At 40.0% G+C, this 20573-nt stretch carries 16 protein-coding genes and 1 tRNA gene; 7 read left to right on the top strand and 10 right to left on the bottom strand.

Annotated features, from left to right (window positions below; translation table 11 throughout):
- Nucleotides 1-21: 21 nt before the first annotated feature.
- From rfaE1 to AC6CH7_RS03810, 5 genes are read left to right on the top strand one after another with little or no spacing between them, the layout of a single operon-like run.
- On the top strand, nt 22-1002 hold the full coding sequence (gene rfaE1 / locus AC6CH7_RS03830) for a D-glycero-beta-D-manno-heptose-7-phosphate kinase (protein ID WP_498261419.1): 981 nt from the start codon (nt 22-24) through the stop codon (nt 1000-1002).
- A gap of 5 nt (nt 1003-1007) precedes the next feature.
- Complete coding sequence (locus AC6CH7_RS03825) at nt 1008-1562, top strand: D-sedoheptulose 7-phosphate isomerase (protein ID WP_498261418.1); 555 nt, start codon at nt 1008-1010, stop codon at nt 1560-1562.
- A gap of 2 nt (nt 1563-1564) precedes the next feature.
- Nucleotides 1565-2065, top strand: coding sequence for a D-glycero-beta-D-manno-heptose 1-phosphate adenylyltransferase (rfaE2, locus tag AC6CH7_RS03820; protein WP_498261417.1), 501 nt, complete (start codon nt 1565-1567; stop codon nt 2063-2065).
- 12 nt (nt 2066-2077) lie between these two features.
- Nucleotides 2078-3058, top strand: a complete 981-nt coding sequence (locus AC6CH7_RS03815) for a glycosyltransferase family 9 protein (RefSeq protein ID WP_498261416.1) — start codon at nt 2078-2080, stop codon at nt 3056-3058.
- A 10-nt stretch (nt 3059-3068) separates the two neighbouring features.
- Nucleotides 3069-3569 (top strand): SixA phosphatase family protein, encoded by a 501-nt coding sequence (locus AC6CH7_RS03810; RefSeq protein ID WP_294874169.1) that lies wholly within the window; start codon nt 3069-3071, stop codon nt 3567-3569.
- Here AC6CH7_RS03810 and AC6CH7_RS03805 read toward each other — a convergent pair.
- The 6 genes from AC6CH7_RS03805 to AC6CH7_RS03780 form a co-directional block, all read right to left on the bottom strand.
- Complete coding sequence (locus AC6CH7_RS03805; RefSeq protein ID WP_498261415.1) at nt 3566-4429, bottom strand: AMP nucleosidase; 864 nt, start codon at nt 4427-4429, stop codon at nt 3566-3568. The two genes, AC6CH7_RS03810 and AC6CH7_RS03805, sit on opposite strands and share 4 nt — an antisense overlap.
- A 268-nt stretch (nt 4430-4697) precedes the next feature.
- Nucleotides 4698-5939, bottom strand: coding sequence for an ATP-dependent Clp protease ATP-binding subunit ClpX (gene clpX / locus AC6CH7_RS03800; RefSeq protein ID WP_172660614.1), 1242 nt, complete (start codon nt 5937-5939; stop codon nt 4698-4700).
- Between the two features lie 2 nt (nt 5940-5941).
- The gene (clpP, locus tag AC6CH7_RS03795) at nt 5942-6637 is read right to left on the bottom strand and encodes an ATP-dependent Clp endopeptidase proteolytic subunit ClpP (RefSeq protein WP_068890234.1); all 696 of its coding nucleotides are present in this window, start codon (nt 6635-6637) and stop codon (nt 5942-5944) included.
- A gap of 218 nt (nt 6638-6855) precedes the next feature.
- On the bottom strand, nt 6856-8202 hold the full coding sequence (gene tig, locus AC6CH7_RS03790) for a trigger factor (RefSeq protein ID WP_498261414.1): 1347 nt from the start codon (nt 8200-8202) through the stop codon (nt 6856-6858).
- 70 nt (nt 8203-8272) lie between these two features.
- A tRNA-Leu gene (locus AC6CH7_RS03785) sits at nt 8273-8354 on the bottom strand.
- A gap of 501 nt (nt 8355-8855) precedes the next feature.
- Nucleotides 8856-10994, bottom strand: a complete 2139-nt coding sequence (locus tag AC6CH7_RS03780) for a prolyl oligopeptidase family serine peptidase (protein WP_498261413.1) — start codon at nt 10992-10994, stop codon at nt 8856-8858.
- A 131-nt stretch (nt 10995-11125) separates the two neighbouring features.
- Here AC6CH7_RS03780 and AC6CH7_RS03775 point away from each other — a divergent pair, with 131 nt between their 5' ends.
- Nucleotides 11126-13585, top strand: a complete 2460-nt coding sequence (locus tag AC6CH7_RS03775) for a M1 family aminopeptidase (RefSeq protein WP_498261412.1) — start codon at nt 11126-11128, stop codon at nt 13583-13585.
- 110 nt (nt 13586-13695) lie between these two features.
- On the top strand, nt 13696-14157 hold the full coding sequence (locus tag AC6CH7_RS03770; protein ID WP_498261411.1) for an OmpA family protein: 462 nt from the start codon (nt 13696-13698) through the stop codon (nt 14155-14157).
- A gap of 41 nt (nt 14158-14198) precedes the next feature.
- On the opposite strand, the gene AC6CH7_RS03765 is transcribed toward AC6CH7_RS03770, so the two are convergent.
- The 4 genes from AC6CH7_RS03765 to AC6CH7_RS03750 form a co-directional block, all read right to left on the bottom strand.
- Nucleotides 14199-14996 (bottom strand): ABC transporter substrate-binding protein, encoded by a 798-nt coding sequence (locus tag AC6CH7_RS03765; protein WP_498261410.1) that lies wholly within the window; start codon nt 14994-14996, stop codon nt 14199-14201.
- A gap of 68 nt (nt 14997-15064) precedes the next feature.
- Entirely contained in the window at nt 15065-17443 is a 2379-nt protein-coding gene (locus AC6CH7_RS03760; protein WP_498261409.1) for an ABC transporter permease, read from the bottom strand.
- Nucleotides 17444-17460: 17 nt separating this feature from the next.
- Nucleotides 17461-18150 (bottom strand): ABC transporter ATP-binding protein, encoded by a 690-nt coding sequence (locus tag AC6CH7_RS03755; RefSeq protein ID WP_294876340.1) that lies wholly within the window; start codon nt 18148-18150, stop codon nt 17461-17463.
- Between the two features lie 17 nt (nt 18151-18167).
- A complete protein-coding gene (locus AC6CH7_RS03750; protein ID WP_498261408.1) occupies nt 18168-20561 on the bottom strand; it encodes an ABC transporter permease in 2394 nt (797 codons plus the stop codon).
- Nucleotides 20562-20573: the final 12 nt, after the last annotated feature.

The following is a 20573-nucleotide window of genomic DNA, read 5'->3' as shown; positions in this document are numbered from 1 at the left end:
ACCTTTGACCTATAATAGAGCATGCTAAAAGAAAAACTACATAATGCACATCACAATAATCCCGTTCCGGATATATTAGTTATAGGCGATCTCATGTTAGATCACTACATCTTCGGATCGGCCACCAGATTATCACCGGAAGCACCAGTACCAATTCTAAATGCCCATAGAGAATCAAAAATTATTGGTGGTGCAGCAAACGTCGCCAGCAACCTGATTGATCTTGGCGCTAAAGTTCATCTTGCCGGAATTGTTGGCAATGATCTGTTTGCGGCCGATGTAATAGAGATTTTAACAACAAAAGGCATAGATATTCGATTGATTTTAAAAGATGACAGCAGGGTAACTACCGTAAAAACACGGGTTATTGCTGGCAATCATCAAATTGTGAGAATAGACAAAGAGGATATCCACAACATCTCTGTTGAACTGGAAGAATCTTTTTTTGCTTTCATTACCCCCTATATTGAAAAAGCAGACATTGTAGTCCTTTCAGATTACAATAAGGGCTTACTTACCCCAACCCTATCCTTAAGAATCATTGATTACTGCCAGTCGCTTGGTAAAAAGACCCTTGTAGATCCAAAAGGAATGGATTATAGTAAATATGAAGGTGCTTTTCTTATTAAGCCGAACAAGAAGGAACTGGCAGAAGCCGCCAAAGCCGAAAAGATCAATTCTGATGAGGATTTAATTAAAGCAGCCCATGTGATTCTGGATGCCACAAAGGCGACCTATCTGATTGTAACACTTTCGGAAGCAGGAATTGCGATTATCACTAAAGAAGATTATAAAATCATACCTGTTGCCGCCACCGAAGTTTATGATGTAACCGGAGCCGGCGATACCGTAATAGCCACTTTAGCGTATTGCCTTTCATTAGGCTTTAGTGTTGAAGAAGCGGCAACTATTGCCAATTACGCGGCATCAATTGTGATCAAACATATTGGCAGTGCAACTACCAGCATTGAAGAAATCATTGCATCTTTAAAAACCAATTAACATTCATGGTATTAGACGAATTAAATCATCATAAGCTAACCATTGAGAAAGTCATTTCGAACCTTGTACCTCAAATAGAGAGCAGCTGTAAACTAATTACCGAGACCCTGCTTTCGGGTGCTAAAGTACTGTTGGCAGGAAATGGGGGAAGCGCTGCCGATGCACAGCATATTGCTGCAGAACTTACCGGTAGGTTTGTTAAAGAGCGTAAGGCACTACCTGCAATTGCGCTTACAGTTGATACTTCGGCACTAACCGCAATAAGCAATGATTATGGTTACCATAGCGTATTTGAACGCCAGTTGCACGCGCTAGCCCATCCTTCAGATTTATTTATTGCGATATCTACAAGTGGCAACAGCGCAAACATTATAAACGCCTTAAAAGCAGCAAAAGAAATTGGTTGTAAAACACTAGGCCTCTCTGGCAGAGACGGTGGCCAGATGAATGGACTTTGCGATATAAATATTGTAATCCCTGAAGACAATACTGCCAGAATACAGGAAATGCATATCCTGATTGGGCACATTCTTTGCACCGCAGTAGATCAATCCTATTAATTATGGCAAAAGATTCAAAACAGGTTCTTGTACAAAAAATAGTATCCAGAAATGCGCTAATTGATAAGTCCCGTAAGTGGAAAGCTGAAGGTAAAAAAATAGTATTTACAAATGGTTGTTTTGATATCATACACCCTGGTCATATCGCTTACCTTGGCGAAGCTGCCGATTTGGGAGATGTACTTGTTGTTGGTTTAAATACCGATAATTCTGTATGCAAGCTGAAAGGCGAGAACAGGCCAATAAATAATGAGTTTAGTCGCACGCAACTTATTGCATCTATGTTTTTTGTTGATGCTGTTGTCCTTTTCAGTGAAGACACCCCACTTGCTTTAATTAATGCAGTTCAACCTGATGTATTGGTTAAAGGTGGAGATTACAACCTCGATAATATTGTGGGTGCAAAAGAAACAATTGCTAACGGAGGCGAGGTTAAAGTACTTAACTTCCTGCCTGGTTATTCATCAACAAGTATTATAGAAAAAATAAAAGGTTCACAATAAGCAATTATTGATTTGAAAACACCTAAAAAGATTATTGTAATAAGGTTTAGTTCCATGGGGGATATCATTTACACAACCCCGATAGTGAGGTGCCTTAAAGAACAATTACCTGATTGCGAAATACATTTCCTTACCAAATCCGCATTCAAATACATTTACCAGAACAACCCCTATTTAACTAAGCTTCATACGCTTAAACCAAAGCTATCTGATACCATTAAAGATATTAAAGCCGAGAATTTTGACCTGATAATAGACCTGCACAATAACCTGCGTACTTCTATTATCAAATTCAAAACCGGACTGCCCTGTTCTACTTATAAAAAAGATAGAATAAGCAAATGGCTGGCATTAAAATTCAAATGGAATAAACTCATTTCTGGAAAACATCTGGTAGACAGATACCTTGAAACCGTGAAGTTTCTTGGTGTTAAAAATGATGATAAACCTATTGATTATTATATCTCTAAAGCATATCATCTGTCGGAATTTCTACCTCCATCTCACCAGGAAAAATTCATTGCATTTGTTATCGGAGCGACTCATTTTACCAAAAGGTTGCCTAATGATAAGATCATAGAAATATGCAATCAAATAAATCTTCCGGTGGTTTTATTGGGAGGTAATGATGTAAAAGAGAATGCCGATATCATTAAGGAGGCTACCGGCGATAATGTATACAGTACATGTGGGATTACAAATCTGGATCAATCTGTTTTTCTGATCTCTAAGGCCCATAAAGTAATTGGATTTGATACCGGGCTAACACATATTTCAGAAGCCTTTGACAAACCATTGGCATCTGTATGGGGTGGTACCACACCTGATCTGCTAGGGGTGCATCCTTATAAAATATCACAATCATTAATTGTCGGAGAAGACCTGGCCTGTAGGCCGTGTTCAAAGTTTGGTTTAGAGAAATGTCCATTGGGACATTTTAAATGTATGAAAAACATTCATACCGATAAGATTGTTAGTTTTATAAACTCATAAGAACGCTTATATGAAGCAATTGCTATTAGTAAGACACGGTAAATCAGACTGGGCTAATTCCCATCTTTCAGATTTCGACAGGCCATTAAATCCAAGGGGACACAGAAACGCACCAGAAATGGCGGCAAGAATACTTCAAAAAGACCTTGTTCCGCAATTATTGGTAAGCAGCCCTGCTTTAAGAGCAATTACTACCGCTAAACATTTCTCGCAGGTTTGGCATAAATCTCCTGATCAGATAAAAGAAGAAACTGCTATTTATGAGGCTGATGTAAACACCCTTTTAAAGGTAGTAAACAAGCTTAATAATAAATATAACAGAGTAGCCATATTTGGGCACAACCCGGGATTTACAGATTTTGCAAACTACTTAAGTGATGCGAGTATCTATAATATCCCTACCTGTGGAATTGTAATGATAGAATTTCCTACAGATAACTGGGCTGAAGTCAGTCACTTTGGCGGAACGCTGATTGAATTCGATTCGCCCAAAAGTGCTGATGGTGACTAAAAATGAAGGTGCTTAACTGTAAGCCCGTTATTAATTAGTTGCATTAGCGAATCCACCCCTATTCTTAAATGAGTCTCCACGTAATTGGTGGTTACACTGCTGTCGCTTTCGGCAGTTTTTACGCCTTCAGGAATCATTGGCTGATCTGACACCAGTAGTAAAGCTCCGGTAGGTATTTTATTGGCAAATCCTGTGGTAAAAATAGTTGCCGTTTCCATATCTACTGCCATGGCACGTAGACCTTTCAGGTATTTTTTAAAGTTCTTGTCGTGCTCCCAAACCCTGCGGTTGGTGGTATAGCAAGTTCCTGTCCAATAATCTCTTGAGTGATCTCTTATTGTTGTTGATATTGCTTTCTGCAAAGCGAAGGCAGGTAATGCCGGTACTTCTGCAGGCAGGTAATCGTTTGATGTCCCCTCGCCTCTTATAGCCGCTATAGGTAAAATTAAATCACCAAGTTGGTTTTTCTTTTTTAACCCTCCGCATTTGCCTAAAAACAAAACAGCTTTAGGAGAAATTGCGGTGAGCAAATCCATCATAGTGGCCGCCATTGGGCTTCCCATACCAAAGTTGATGATGGTAATACCATTTGCAGTTACACTTTGCATCGGCTTGTCTAATCCTAAAATAGGGGCATTGCCGTTCCACTCAGAGAACATTTGCACATATTTACTAAAATTGGTTAGCAGTATATATTCTCCAAATTCTTCTAATGGCCTGCCGGTATATCTTGGCAACCAATTCTTAACAATCTCTGATTTAGATTTTAAACCACCTTTTACAGGAGATTCAACTTCTTTAGTTTTTTTTGCTTTCGCTACTACTTTTTCATCTTTTTTTACGTCTTTTTCTTCGTTCATATATTTATCCTTTCTTTATTATTCTTTTTTGAGCTTTATGCTAAACTTCTGCTATTCATTTAAGTCCAAGCTGGTCATCATCCTTCGTGCTCCGTCTTCCTGAATCTTGTAACCGTTTCGTCACCTCTCCTGATGTCGAGACGACGAATTCACGACTACCTCATTACTATCTCTTTGCATTTCCAATGCTCAAATCCTGGTATAACAAGCCGCTTACCTAAATAACAAGTTAAAAAAAAATCCCCGGTAAAACCGGGGATTTGAATTTCTAAGCAGCTTTTAACTTTTTAAAGTCGGCTTTCTCAAATTTCTCCACGGCGTAGTCGAGTGAAATACTCAATTCCTGGACGCTCGCGTCCGATGGTATTTCAAACATCGCATCAAGCATAATCGCTTCGCAAATGGAGCGTAGGCCCCTTGCACCAAGTTTATACTCCATTGCCTTATCCACAATGAAATCTAAAACCTCATCTTCAAATACGAGCTTTACATTCTCATATTCAAACAGTTTCACATACTGACGCAACAATGAGTTCTTAGGCTCGGTAAGTATGTTGCGTAAAGCCTGCTTATCTAATGGGTTAAGGTGTGTTAAAACCGGCACACGACCAATCAGCTCTGGTATTAATCCAAACGATTTTAAATCCTGAGGAGTGATATATTTGTACAGGTTTTTAAGATCCAACTCTTCGTCATCCTTTTTAACCTTATAACCTACAGCTTGCGTACGCAATCTGTTTGCTATTTTACGTTCAATACCGTCAAATGCACCCCCGCAAATAAACAAGATGTTATTCGTGTTTACAGGGATCATCTTCTGATCAGGGTGCTTACGACCACCCTGAGGCGGAACGTTTACTACAGTTCCTTCTAAAATTTTTAACAGGGCCTGCTGTACACCTTCTCCAGATACATCTCTGGTGATTGAAGGGTTATCACTTTTACGTGCCACCTTATCAACCTCATCGATATAAACGATACCACGTTCTGCCGAAGCCACATCATAATCAGCAGCCTGCAATAAACGTGTTAATATACTTTCAACATCCTCTCCCACATAACCAGCCTCGGTTAGCACCGTTGCATCACATATACAAAAAGGCACATGCAATATTTTTGCAATGGTTTTAGCCAGTAAAGTTTTACCTGTCCCGGTTTCACCTACCAGCATGATGTTGGATTTTTCAATCTCAATCTCGTCGGCTTTATCAATCTTCTGACTCAACCTTTTATAGTGGTTATACACTGCCACAGAAAGTACTTTTTTTGCATCATCCTGACCAATAACATATTGATCAATATGTGCTTTAATTTCCTGTGGTTTTAATAAGGTGATCGAAGGATCTAAAGCTTTACCTTTTTTGCTGCCCAACTCCTGCACCAGAAGCTGATTCGCCTGAGCAACACATTTATCACAAATGTATGCATCAAGTCCTTCGATAAGCATTAAAGTATCCTGCTTACCTGAGCCACAAAAAGAGCAACGTGATTCTTTATTTTGTTTAGCCATTTTTAATCTTTCTTACTACTGGCAACCAGCACTTCATCAATCATTCCAAAACCTTTTGCTTCCTCAGCTTTCATCCAGTAATCACGGTCAGAAGCTTTTTCTACCCACTCATAAGATTGTCCGGAATGATTAGAAATGATATCGTACAGTTCCTTTTTTAATTTTAGCATCTCCCTAAGGTTGATCTCCATATCAGAAGCCACACCCTGAGCACCACCAGAAGGCTGGTGAATCATTACACGTGAGTGAGGTAATGCCGCACGTTTCCCTTTAGCTCCTGCTACCAATAAAACCGCTCCCATTGAAGCCGCCATACCGGTACAAATTGTAGCCACATCAGGTGTGATGTACTGCATGGTATCATATATACCTAAACCGGCATAAACTGAACCACCTGGTGAATTGATATAAATTTGAATATCTCTGTTGTTATCTGTCGACTGTAAAAACAACAATTGAGCTTGTATAATGTTTGCATTTCCGTCATAAATAGCATCACCTAAAAAGATAATCCTATCCATCATCAAACGAGAGAAAACGTCCATTTGCGCTACATTAAGCTGGCGTTCTTCGATGATATAAGGTGTCATGCTTTTTGGAGAGTTGTTTGTTGCTCCAATAAAACGATCAACATTTAAACCGTTTATACGGTGATGTTTAACTGCATATTTTCTAAACTCGTCTTTATCTATTTTCATAAGTTCTTATTTTTCTTTTTATCAGTTATGAAGCTTCCTCAGGAGGTTCCATAAGTTCTTATTTTCTAATATTTGCCACCAAAGTAGCTAAACTAAATTGTTAATTTATTGTGGCATTGTAAAATTTGAATATCTTTTATATAAATAAGGCGGCCTTAATAAAGCCGCCTTATTTTTAAAACTATAAAATTAATTGTGTTTACTGTTACCAGCCTTTCTTATTTTAATTCTATAAATTTATTATAAGCTATTTCTTTTTGGTCTAAAGTAGCAACTGATTGAATGTGTTCGAAAACTTTAATCGCTTTTACTTCGTCAAAAATACGGTTAGCGTTGTCTTTCTCTTTAAGGAAAGTAGCAGTGTACTGAGCCAATTGATCTTCCGGCATCGGAGCTGGGCTGTACATTCTAAATTGTGCGTCTAAACGTTGTTTTGCTGTTTGGAAAACATCTTCGTATTTAATCTCGATGTTATTGTCTTTAATCAATTTGTTTTCGATTAAAGTCCATTTCAAGTTTTTAGCGAAATCATCATAACCTTCAGCTAATTCTTCGTCAGTTAGTTTTTCGTTAGTAGCTTTTAACCATTTACGTAAAAACTCATCTGGCAAATCAATTTTAACACTGTCAGTAAGTTTAGTATACATATCGTTTTGTAATTTACGATCTGCATCTTGCTTAAACATGCTTTCGATTTCTTCTGTAATTCTGGCAGTAAAACCAGCCTCATCAGTTACTTCACCTGCACCAAATAATTTATCAAAGAACTCTTGATTTAAATCAGCTTCCTCTAAACGGTTTACATTTTTAACCGTTGCCTGGAATTTAGATTGTAGTTCTTTGGCATCTTCTTCGCTGATGTTTAACAATTTGGCTATAATAACCTCATTTTTATCAAAAGCTTTTTGAACGTCAAGTGTAACTACATCATCCTTTTTTAAACCAATTAAAGATTTTAAAATCTTTTTATCAGTAACCTGATCTAAACGAATAGACCCTGTTTGTATAATGCCACCTTCAAAAACTGAACCATCAGCAGAAAGTTGTGCTAATTCGGCATAAAGTACGTCTTCTTCTGCCGAAACTTCAGGGTTTGTCATTTTGCCATAGCTCTTGCGGATGTTTTTGATACGCGCAGCTAAAGTTTCTTCGTCGGCCTTAACGACATATTGAGTAAACTTATCTTTAGAAGAAAGGTTTAAATCAATAGCTGGTGCTAATCCTAATTCATAATCAAATTCAAACTCGTCCGTATAATCCCATTTGAATTCTTTAGAATCGTCCATCACAGGTAAAGGCTGACCAAGAATTTCCACCTTATTATCAGTTAAGTGTTTGTTTAAAGTTTCACTTAACAAATTGTTGATTTCTTCTACAAGAATACTTCTGCCATACATTTTTTTGATGTGAGCAGGAGGAACCATTCCTTTACGGAACCCAGGAAGGTTTGCTTTTTTAGCTTGTTCTTTTATAGTCTTATCAACCTTTTCAGTATAATCTTCAGGTGCAATTTTAATTTTTACAACTGCGTTTAAGTCGTTAATTTTTTCCTGTGTAATGTTCATCTTTCTGAATCAATATTTTTATAACCGTCTTTATATAAAAATTCCCCCGTGTTGCGGGGGAATTTTTGTGTGCGGAAGAAGGGACTCGAACCCCCACGCCGTGAAGCGCCAGATCCTAAGTCTGGTGCGGCTACCAATTACGCCACTTCCGCAGTTAGGATTGTTTTAGGACTGCAAAGATAGAGATAGTTTTCAATTCTCAAAACCCTTTTCAAAATATTTTCAATAAATATTTAATACTCCTCTGCCCTATCCTCATTACTTACTCACCATCAAAATTTCACCCTTCTGATAACCAGCAAAATACATTTAAAACTTTTAACGCATCAATAAATTTCATGCATTAAAAAAAAATGAAATATTTTTTCATTCAACTGTTTTCCGGCAGAGCCATCTCTAATTTTCGATCAAAAAACCACAAGAATACTCGTTGTCCTGAAATCATGCTATACCACATCCCGTCGTCTCGGCGATAGGAAAGATCTCTTGATCACGAAGTAGCTGCGAAGCAAACCGGCATAACAAGAAATCTCTCCTATCCAGATGACGGTGTATAAAAATGAAGTTTATTAAATGCCGTTCACCCAGATATAAGCCGGACATTATCCCTTTGAAATCCCCTTTAACTACGGATCAAAAACCCACGTAATCTATTACCTATACCCCAATCCCATATTGTAGAATAGAAAGGCCCACTTGTCAGCAATCTCTTCAATAGCCTTATCTGTCGGTTTACCGGCACCATGCCCGGCGTTGGTCTGTATACTGATCAGCACCGGTGCATCACCTCCCTGCCGATCCTGCAGTGTTGCCGCAAACTTAAAAGAGTGCGCTGGCACAACCCTGTCGTCATGATCAGCTGTGGTTACCAATGTTGCAGGGTATTTACCTCCTGCTTTTAAAGCATGCACAGGCGAATACTTATGTAAATATTCAAACATCTCTTTTGAATCTTCCGACGTTCCGTAATCATAGCTCCAGCCTGCTCCTGCCGTAAATTTATGGTAGCGCAACATATCCATTACCCCAACAGCCGGAAATGCTACCTTAAACAGCTCTGGTCGCTGCGTCATGGTAGCCCCTACCAGCAATCCGCCATTTGAACCACCCATTATTGCCAGGTAATCTTTAGAAGTATATTTAGTTGAAATCAAATACTCTGCCGCTCCAATAAAGTCGTCAAATACATTTTGCTTTTGCAATTTAGTTCCTGCAAGATGCCATTTTTCACCATACTCGCCACCCCCACGCAGATTTGGGACTGCATACACACCTCCCTGCTCCAATAAAACAACTATAGAAGTACTAAATGCAGGAGTTAAGCTGATATTAAAACCTCCGTAACCATATAAAACAGTAGGGTTTTTGCCATTTAGCACTATTCCTTTTTTATAGGTAATGATCATTGGCACCTTAGTACCGTCTTTTGATGTGTAGAATATCTGCTTAGATTCGTATTTTGATGGATCGAAATCGATTCCCGGCTTTTTATATACTTCCGATTGGCCTGTAGTTACCGAATATCTAAAGATTGTAGTTGGGTAAACATAGGATGTAAAGGTATAAAATAGCTCCAGCTCCTTCTTTTTACTGCCAAAGCCAACAGCCGTACCTATCCCGGGCAACTTAATTTCATGCTCCAGTTTACCGTCCATATCATACTGCAATACCATAGAAACCGCATCCTTAATGTAATTAGCGAATAACTTCCCTCCACCGGTTGATGGGCTTAATACATTCTCTGTTTCTTTAATCAGATCTTTCCAGTTTGCAGGTTTGGGGTCGGCAGCGTCGACAGTAACGATACGCCCATTTGGCGCGTCAAGGTTTGTATATATGTATAGCTTGCTGCCAATATTATCAATAATACTATGGTTTTGTTCCAAATTATCAACCACAGGGATAATGGCAGAATTGGCTGCAGAAAGATCTTTTAGGTACAATTCATTGCCTGATGTAGAATTAGCAGCAGAGATAATCAAATAACGTTCATCTTCTGTTAAGCCTGCGCCAATATACCTGCGTGGGGTTTTTGCACCGCCAAATACCAGTTGATCGTCTTTTTGTGGTGTTCCCAGTTTATGGAAAAACAATTTGTGCTGTTCTGTTAAGCCTGATAGCTGGCTTCCCTTTTTAGGTTTGTCGTAGCTGCTGTAATAGAAGCCTGTATTGCCTTGCCAGGCTATACCAGAGAATTTTACGTCAATCAGTGTATCGCCAATAATTGATTTATCGGCTGAATGCATCACAACAACGCTGGTCCAGTCTGAACCACCCACCGATAGCTGATACGCTACTAAACTACCATCTTTAGAAAAACTGATATCTGCCAATGAGGTGGTTGCATCGTTAGAAAACGTATTTGGATCAAGAAATACTTCAGGCTCGCCGCCTTCCTTTTGGCGATACAATAGGCTTTGATTTTGCAAACCCGTGTTTTTATAGAAATAAGTATAATCGCCTTCTTTAAATGGCTGAGAATACTTTTCATAATTCATTAACTTTGTTAATCGTTCTTTTATGGCTTTTCGGTAAGGAATTTGGGCCAGGTACTTTTGGGTTACTGCATTTTCTGCTTTTACCCATGCTTTTGTATCCTCAGCACGATCATCTTCCAGCCAACGGTACGGATCTTCTACTACAGTTCCAAAATAGGTATCTTTTATGTTTTCTTTCTTTGTTTCCGGGTAAGTTATCGCCATTTTTTGTAATGTATTGGTTTTTTGAGCCTGAGCAAAAATAGGGAACATAATGACAAGTGCGATCAGGCTGTTTTTAAATGTTGTTTTCATAGCCAAAATTGTTTTACCTAAAATTTAATATTGAGATTATGCTCATAAAAATAAACAAAAAAAACGCACACAACACTGTTACTTTTCTTTATTACTACGAATACGTAACTTGGGCGCTTTAATTAGCTTTAATGAAGAACTTATTTTGCAAATCGGCCTGTGTTGGACTGGCATTCATGTTAACTTCCATCGGTGTTTGGGCTCAGGTAGATAAAGACACCCCTTACCATGCATCAGTTACAAAAATAAATGCACTGGTACACACAAAATTAGATGTAAAGTTCGACTACTCAAAACGCCATCTAATTGGTAAAGAATGGGTAACATTAAAGCCTTACGCCTATCCTACGGATTCGCTAACTCTGGATGCACAGGGCATGGATATCAGAACCATTGCTTTGGTAAATGGCAAAAACCTGCAAACATTAAAATACACTTACGATGAGGAGCAGTTAAAAATACAGCTGGGAAAGAAATTCTTACCAGGCGAAGCCTACACCATTTTTATTGACTATACGGCGAAGCCTGATGAATTAAAAGTAAAGGGCAGTGCTGCCATAACCGATGCAAAAGGACTTTATTTTATTAATTCCGACAGCGCAGTTAAAGGGAAGCCGGTACAGATCTGGACACAGGGTGAAACAGAAGCTTCTTCTGCATGGTTTCCAACAATAGACAAACCAAATCAAAAAACTACAGCCGAAATTAACATTACTGCGCCGGCTAAATATGTAACCTTATCAAACGGGAAACTGGTAAGTCAGCTAAAAAATGCCAATGGAACCCGTACAGATACCTGGAAAATGGATCTGCCACATTCTCCTTATCTATTTATGATGGCAGTTGGCGATTTCAAGATCTATCGTGACAAATGGAACAATAAGGAAGTAAACTATTACCTGGAACCTGCTTATGCGCCTTTTGCCAAACAGATTTTCGGGCTTACCCCAGAAATGATTGGCTTCTTCTCTAAAACACTGGGTGTTGATTATCCCTGGAATAAATATAGCCAGATTGTAGTTCGTGATTATGTTAGTGGCGCAATGGAAAATACCACTGCCACCTTACACGGTGCTTATGTACAACGCACACCAAGAGAAATGCTTGATGAAAATTTCGGACAGGCAGAAAGTACGATAGCGCACGAATTGTTCCATCAATGGTTTGGCGATTATGTTACTGCCGAAAGTTGGAGCAACTTAACTGTAAATGAATCGTTTGCCAATTATAGCGAATATCTATGGGCAGAGCATAAGTATGGAAAAGACGCTGCCGACGCACACAATTATGAGGACATGAGCCAGTATTTGGGTTCTAAAAAAGCGTCTTTAAAGAACCTGGTACGTTTTCATTATGCGGATAAAGAAGAGGTCTTTGATGCTGTGTCTTATCAAAAAGGCGGTCGCATTTTAAACATGATGCGCAACTATCTGGGCGATAAGGTTTTCTTTAAAGGCCTAAATATCTATCTAAAACAAAACGCTTTTAAAAATGGCGAAGCTCATCAATTACGCTTGGCCATGGAAGAAGCTAGCGGACAGGACATGAACTGGTTCTTTAACCAGTGGTATTTTAATGCCGGTCACCCGAAAATAAGTATAGACTATGCATGGGATGAAAGTGCGAAAACACAAAAAGTAACACTTAAGCAAACTCAGACGGGAGATCCTTTTACCTTGCCTATGGCCATAGATGTGTATACCGGAGCCAATAAAAAACGCTATCAGGTAACATTTAAAGATGCTGTGCAGACTTTTACATTTGCCAGTGCAACCAAACCAGACCTTGTAAATGTTGATGCCGACAAAGTTTTATTAGCTGAAAAAGATGACCATAAATCCTTAGCTGAGTCTGCATTTCAATATGCGCACGCTCCTTTATTTATGGACAGACTTGAAGCGATAGAAGCTGCGGGAAAAAGCAAGAAAGATACAGAAGGTGCAACGGTGTTACTTTCGGCATTAAACGACAAGTATTACACGTTAAGAATGCAGGCGCTTGATTCCATCGCTGCAGGTGATTCAGAACTTTTTAAAACTGCAATGCCTGCCATTCAAAAACTTGCCACCTCTGATCCCAATACCCTTGTACAAGCACAGGCAATTTCTATTATAGGCGGCAACAAAAATGCTGCTGATTTAGCATTGTTCAAAAAAGGACTTGAAAGTAAATCGTATGCAGTTCAGGGATCATCATTAATGGCCCTTGCTTTGCAACAACCTGAAGAGGCCCTCACTATCGCAAGAACGCTGGAGAAAGACAACAAAGCATCACTTACACAAGCAATTGCATTTGTTTATTCCAAGTTTGGTACTGAGAAAGAATTGCCTTTCATTAACGAAAAATTTACAGCAATGTCTGCTCAGGAACAAATAGAGATGATTCCTGCTTATGTAAACATGTTAGGTAAGGTTAGCGACATTAACGAGCTAAAAAAGGGAGTTGACCTTGTTAAAGCCATTGGATTGAAATACAAAAGCTATGGCTACAATAAATATGTCACTAACTTCCTGCTGCAACTTAAAAAACAAAAACAAGGAGATCAGGCTGCTTCAAGCTACATTGACAGCGCAATTGATGAATTGAAATAGCAAGCAACAACTTGAATTAATACAAATTTTATAGACAAACTACACAAATGACAAAGAAAACCATCTTATTTCTGGCGCTTTTAGTTAGCGTAACACTCTCGTGTAAAACCGTGAAAAAAATTATCCAAGCCCCTCCTGCCCCGGTAGAACAACCAGCCGGTGATACTGAGCTTGACAACATTAAAAAAGACCTTCCTGAAAGTCAGGTAGAGCGTACAAACGCCGGAATTAAATTCACATTTAGTTCAGAAATATTATTTCCTACCAACTCTTCTTACTTAAATGAAGGTTCAAAAAAGAGTATTGCCGATGTTGCAGAAGTTTTAAAACAAAAGGATGCCAACCGTCAAATTCTTATTGAAGGACATTCGGATAAAACGGGAACCGCAAAATACAATCAATGGTTATCAGAAAAGCGTGCCGTATCTGTAAAAACTTACCTCGTTAGTTTAGGTATTAACGGAGATAGAATTCAAACTTCAGGATTAGGTGATACACAACCTATTGCAGATAACAAAACTAAAGAAGGACGTTTAAAAAATAGAAGAGTTGAGGTTACCTTGTTGAAGTAACAACAACTGTTAAAGATAAATAATTCAACCCAGCCGGCCGGTTAATAAAGTTCCTTTTGAAGCTGAAACAGATATTGAACTGCTTTAACCAGTCGGCTACCATACCAGGAGAACATTTCTCCATCAACCAGCATTACTTTAGCATCGGGTATTACGGCCCTTATTTCTTCAAGATGCGATTCCTTGAAAGGATAAGGTTCTGAGGATAAAAATATCAGATCGGGTTTTAATTTAGCCAATTCATTTAGCTCAATTTCAGGATACCGCTTCTCTTTAATAACATTGCTAAGGCCATTTAATGCCAGTATATGATCTATAAAGGTATCTCGGCCAGCCAACATATATGGTTTTTTCCAGATCAGATAGGCAACTTTTTTATTGATTCCGTTTTGTAGGGCTAGAGTTTGAAGGTCGTTAAAGCCTGCGCTGATCAGGTGATTTAAATAAGATGCTTCCGGCTGCCTGTCTACCAGTTCACCTATTTGGGCAATGGTTTTCTTTGCATCTTCCAACGTATAAATATCGCTCATCCATACCGGATAATCCTCCATCAGTTCTTCGATCTGCGACTGCTCATTCTCTTCTTTATTACCGATTATGAGGTCGGGTTTTAAATCCCTTATCAGCTGGATATTTAGTTTCTTAGTCCCTCCTATTTTGGTACGCTCTGCAAACTTTTCAATGGGATGAATGCAAAATTTAGTAAGCCCGATGATTTCCTGATCAAGCCCAAGCTCGAACAAAAGCTCTGTTTGAGAAGGCACTAAAGAAATGATCCGCCTTGGTGGATAATTGATTAAAATTTCTCTGTTCAGCTGATCTGTAAAACTGCGTTGCATGATACAAAGATAGTTGCATTATGCGTAATTTAATGCAATCGTCGAGGACGAGGCAGCGACAAAATGACTTATTCGTATTTCAATGCGTCCACGGGATTTGACTTTGCAGCACGGTACGCCTGCCAACTCACAGTAAACAACGCAATCAAAATGCTCGATACTCCGGTAAGAATGAATGCCACCGGGCCAATTGAAATGTGGTAATCAAACTGCATCAGCCAATTATCCATAATCAGATACCCTATTGGCATGGCTAGTACCATCGCAATCATAACTGTTTTAACAAAGCTTACTGACAACAGGGTAATGATACCAGTAATGGTTGCACCCAGTACTTTACGTATACCGATCTCTTTTGTCCGTTGCTCGGCACTAAAGGCCGACAATCCAAATAAGCCAAGACAGGAAACGAATATGGAAAGGCCGGCAAAGAGGTTCGATATCATGGACAGCATCTGTTCATGCTCAAATTTCTCGGCCACCAGGCTATCAACAAATTTGATCTCTACAGGGAAATCAGGATTCAGTTCTTTTGTGATTTTGGTGATCTGATCAATATTTTCCCGGATGTTCCGCGTGGTGTTTAATCGCATTGTGATTACATCGCTGTTTTCAGCATTGAATACGATGGCCATTGGGTGCAGAGTTCTTGTAGGTTCGTCCCACAGTACATCGGCAAATACGCCCACCACGGGTCTTTGTTTCCCATTAAAAAGGACTTGCTGACCAAGGGGTTCTTTAAACCCCATTTGTTTTACAGCGGTTTCACTGAGCATTAGTGCCGACGAGTCTGAGGCAAGGCCTTTACTAAAATCGCGTCCGGCAATTAATCTGATATTATTGGTTCTCAGGAAATCATAAGTGGTCTGGATAAGATCAAATGAAATCTTTTTGTCTCCTTCTCTCATACCCTGCCACTCAAGTCCGCTGGTATTTGAATTCTGAAAAGCAATACTTCCTGATGACTGGGTTATGGCAGTTACTGCGCCAGAGTTGAGCAATCTGTCTTTGAACAGGTCAAATTTGGGATATAGGTTGCCCTCATGAGGCATTTCGATCAGTGCATTAGTATCATATCCAAGGGGTCTGTTCTTTAAATATTGCAATTGCTGATAAAGAATAAGCGTTGCCACAATCAGAACAATTGCAAAGCCGAACTGGATGATAACGAGTGCCTGCCTAAAGCTAAGGCTAAAAGTGCTTTTAAATACTATGGTTTTCTTTAAAGCCTGAACCGGGTTAAATGAAGAAAGGAAAAACGCAGGATAACTACCGGCGATCAGGCCGGTAAACAGGATCAGACCGACTACAGCAAGCCAGTTTAGCGGACTGCTATAATTGATCTGTAATTTGGTGTTCAACAAGCCATTGAACGCTGGCAGAAGTAGTTCAACCAAAACTATTGCAAGTACCACACTAACTATGGTTAGGATAAATGATTCGAGCAGGAACTGCATTATTAATGATGTGCGACTGGCCCCTATTGTTTTCCTGACACCTACTTCTTTAGCCCGTTTTTGAGATCTGGCGGTAGACAAGTTCATAAAATTGATACAGGCTATAGCAAGGATACCCAAGGCAAGTATAATGAAGATGCGTACTTGTTCGATCTGACCACCATCGGCTATACCATTAGTAAAATGGCCATATAAATGGTATTTTTCAAGGGGATATACAAAGGGGGCTGCTTCAAGCGCCTTTGTTCCGGTATTTCTGGCAATGGTGTTTTTTATCTTTTGATTGAATGCATTGGGATCGGTCCCATTCTTTAGTGTAAGCAGTGTAAAGTAGGAATAATTGCCCCAATTAGATTCGGCTGGCCATCCATTCAGGTTCTCGTAAAGTTTCCAGGGTGTCAGACATTCGAATCCATAAGTAAAGTTTGGCGGAAGATCCCTGATCACCGCAATGACCTTCAGGTTGGCCTGGTTTTCAAATCGCACAGTCTTATTGAGTACATCCACAGTGCCAAATAACCGTTTTGCAATGGTTTCTGTGAGTACAATCGAATTTGGATCGTCAAAGGCTTTGTCGGGATTGCCACTCAGGTAGTCAAACTTAAAAATTCGTAGCAGATCAGGATCCGCATAGCGGCCTTCTATCTTAAAAGAATTCTGCCCATTGGCCACCAGTCGCCTGCCGGCCCATAACACCCTGCTGATGTGTTCAATCTCTGGACTTTCTTCTTTTAGCACTAACGGAAGCACATTGGAAACCTGCGGTGTGGTTCCGGTAATGCTCTTATCGGTACCGTAAAAATTAACCATCAGATGATAAGTGTTTTCACTATTCCCAAATTGCTTATCATAACTCCACTGGTATTGTACGTAAAGCAATAACAATAGGCTAGCTGTAAGACCAATGGCAAGCCCACTGATATTGATCAGCGAAGCGGTCTTGTGCTTTAGTAAATTCCGAAAAGCAATTTTAAGATTGAGTTTGAACATCGCTAATCAGTTATTCTTTAAACAGTTTGTTGAACCACAACATCTTCCTTAATAACCCCATCCAACAAATGCAGAATGCGGCTACCATATGCAGCATTAACTTCAGAATGGGTAACCTGAACAATGGTAATTCCCTCCTCTTCATTTAGCTTTTTAAAGAGATCCATAATCTGTAAAGCTTGTGCAGATTGCAGGTTCCCGGTAGGCTCATCAGCTAAAATAATAGACGGCTGCGCTACCAAAGCACGTGCAATGCCCACCAATTGCTGCTGACCTCCTGATAACTGATTAGGGAAAAGATCACTTTTGGCCACCATATTAAATCTATCCAGAATATCAGCTACGCGGCTTTTACGCTCAGAGCCAGGTACTTTTTTATACAATAGTGGCGCCTCTATATTTTCGGCTACCGTCATTTCATCAATAAGGTGATAAGCCTGAAACACAAAACCAATATGGTTACGGTATAGCTCTATGCGCTTACGCTCGTTTAGTGAAACTACATCTTCGCCCATAAATTCATACTGTCCGTAGGTAGGTTCTTCGAGCATTCCCAATATATTAAGCAACGTCGATTTCCCGGCACCGGATGGCCCCATTATGGAAACAAATTCACCCTGTTTTATACTTGTGGTTACGTGACGAAGGATGTAGCTTTTTACGCCTTTGTTAGCGTAATATTTCTCTATATTTTTTAATTCTATCATGAGATTATGTTTTAATTCTATTCGTATTTTAAGGCATCAATTGGGTTGGTACTGGCGGCTTTGTAGGACCTGAGACTTACAGTGATCAGGGTAATAACAATAGAAAGCAGCATGGCGATCATAAAGGGCCAGATACTGAGTGGTGCTCTGTACTCAAAACCCTGAAGCCACTTGGAAACAAATATATAAGAAACCGGCCAGGCGATGAGGTTGGCGATCAGCACCATCCAGAGGAATGAGCTGTTCAGCATCCTGATGAGTTCTGCTGTGGATGCTCCAAGTACTTTTCGGATGGCTATTTCTTTGGTCCGCTGTGTGGCGATGAAGGAGATCAATCCAAACAGTCCTATGAAGGAGATGAAGATGACCACGCCTGCAAATACTTTAAAAAGTACGCTCATAACCCGCTCCGTCTCATAGAATGAGCTGATCTGATCGTCCATAAAACTGGAGCTGTACACATAATCAGGAAATGTCCCGTTCCATTCACCTTCAATGGCTTTCATGGCCTGAAGAAGCTGGCCCGGTTCCATTTTCACAGCCATAAGGTTGTAGGCATTTTTGTAGGAGAACAATGCTGTGGGCTCTATTTTATCATGCAGGGAAAAATTATTAAAGTCTTTAACGACACCAACAACCGGCATCTTACGGCCTTGAGTTTCTATAAATTTTCCAAGGATTTCATTGGGGTTGCTAATGTTGAGCTTTTTTAGCAAGGTTTCATTGACGACGGTTTCTTTAAGGGTATCTGTTTTGGACAGGGTTCTCCCTGCGATCAGTTTCAATGAAAAGGTGTTGATGTAGTCACGGTCCGTCGATTTCACGCTCAGCTGGAAGTTTTCGTCCTTGGCACTGTTGTATTTAAAGCTGGAGCTGTTGTTGTTACTGGATGAAGGGGCTGCATTGCTAAAACTGACTGCTTTCACACCATTGACATGAAGTATTTTCTCCTTTAAGGTATTGAATTTTAGTTGGCTCAGACTGTCGGACGGTACATTGACCAGGGCAATGGCGCTGGTGTCAAACCCTAAAGATTTGGCCCTCATGTAGCTCATTTGATTGATCACTACCAGGGTGCCTACGATCAGCACAGATGTGATGGCAAACTGGATAACCACAAGCGCCCTTCTGAGTCCGAGTGCTCCTGCGTTTGCGGCACTGATCTTATTTTTTATCGCAAGCGCAGGGCTGAAACCTGATACGATCATTGCGGGATAAAAGCCAGCCAGGAAACTCACCACCAAAACCAACAGGGCCATGAAGATGAATATCACGGGATGCCCAAACAGGCTAAAAGAAATATCCCCACTGAACAGGTTTCTCATTCCCGGAAGGGCTAACTCTGTAAGCACACTCGCAATCAGCAGTGCAATGATGGTGATCAGCGCGGTTTCGCTTAAAAACTGCCATACCAATTGTTTGCGCCTGCTTCCCATTACCTTGCGGATACCAACTTCCTTAGATCTGCTCACGGCTTGGGCAGTGGCCAGGTTAATAAAATTGATACAGGCAGTAAGCAATAAAAATGAACCAATAACGATCAACCCGATGATCTGACCCTCCGGCATGACTTTATTGTTAAAGTTGCTGTATTTTTCGTTGTAATGGATATCACTTAAGGGCTGAAAATAGTGGTGTTCCTTGCCTACGCTTCCTTTTTCATAGTATTTATCGATAAGTTTCAATATAGGAGCTTTAAGCGCTGATGCATCAGCACCTTTTTTTAACAGTACATAGCATTCGGAACTCGAGGTTACAGATTGCCAGCTATTCAGGCTTTCGTCTTTGTAGGTCAGGTAAGAAAGGACTACATTGAAAGGGAAACTGCTGTTATCCGGAAAATCTTCAAAAACGCCGGTGACTTTGAGGTCTAACCTGTTTGCAAATTTGAGGTGCTTGCCGACGGCATCCTGCCATCTTCCAAAATATTTATCTGCCGTTTTTTTTGACAGGGTAACGGTGTTAGGGACTGACAGAGCCTTGCGGGGTTCACCTTCAAGCCACTTGATCTTAATGATATCGAAGAACTGGGGTTCAATATAATAAACGCTTGATGCTTCTTTGACTTCAGGTCTTGTGGTGGTGGCCGCGACCTTGATGATACCTCCTGATTGCTGAACCGCAGCAACCTGCTCTACCTGAGGAAAGTCATTACGCACTGCCGCTGCGAGTGGTCGCGGCACTCCTTTGGTATAAAATTCATTTTCACCCGGATATGTCCAGGAGGATACGATCCGGTAGATCCTTTCTTCATTTTCGTACCCCTTGTCAAAGCTCAACTGGTATCTTAAAAAGATAAAAATAAGCAGGCACGCGGCCAGTCCGATGGATAACCCTGCGATATTTATGAAGGTGTATCCTTTATATTTCCAAAGGTTTCTTAAGGCGATTTTTAAGTTCAGTTTAAACATCTCAATTCTTAT

The organism is Pedobacter sp. GQ55, assembly GCF_059758925.1.
Note: the sequence above shows the minus strand (reverse complement) of the source record. Positions and strands in the feature narration are given on the sequence as shown.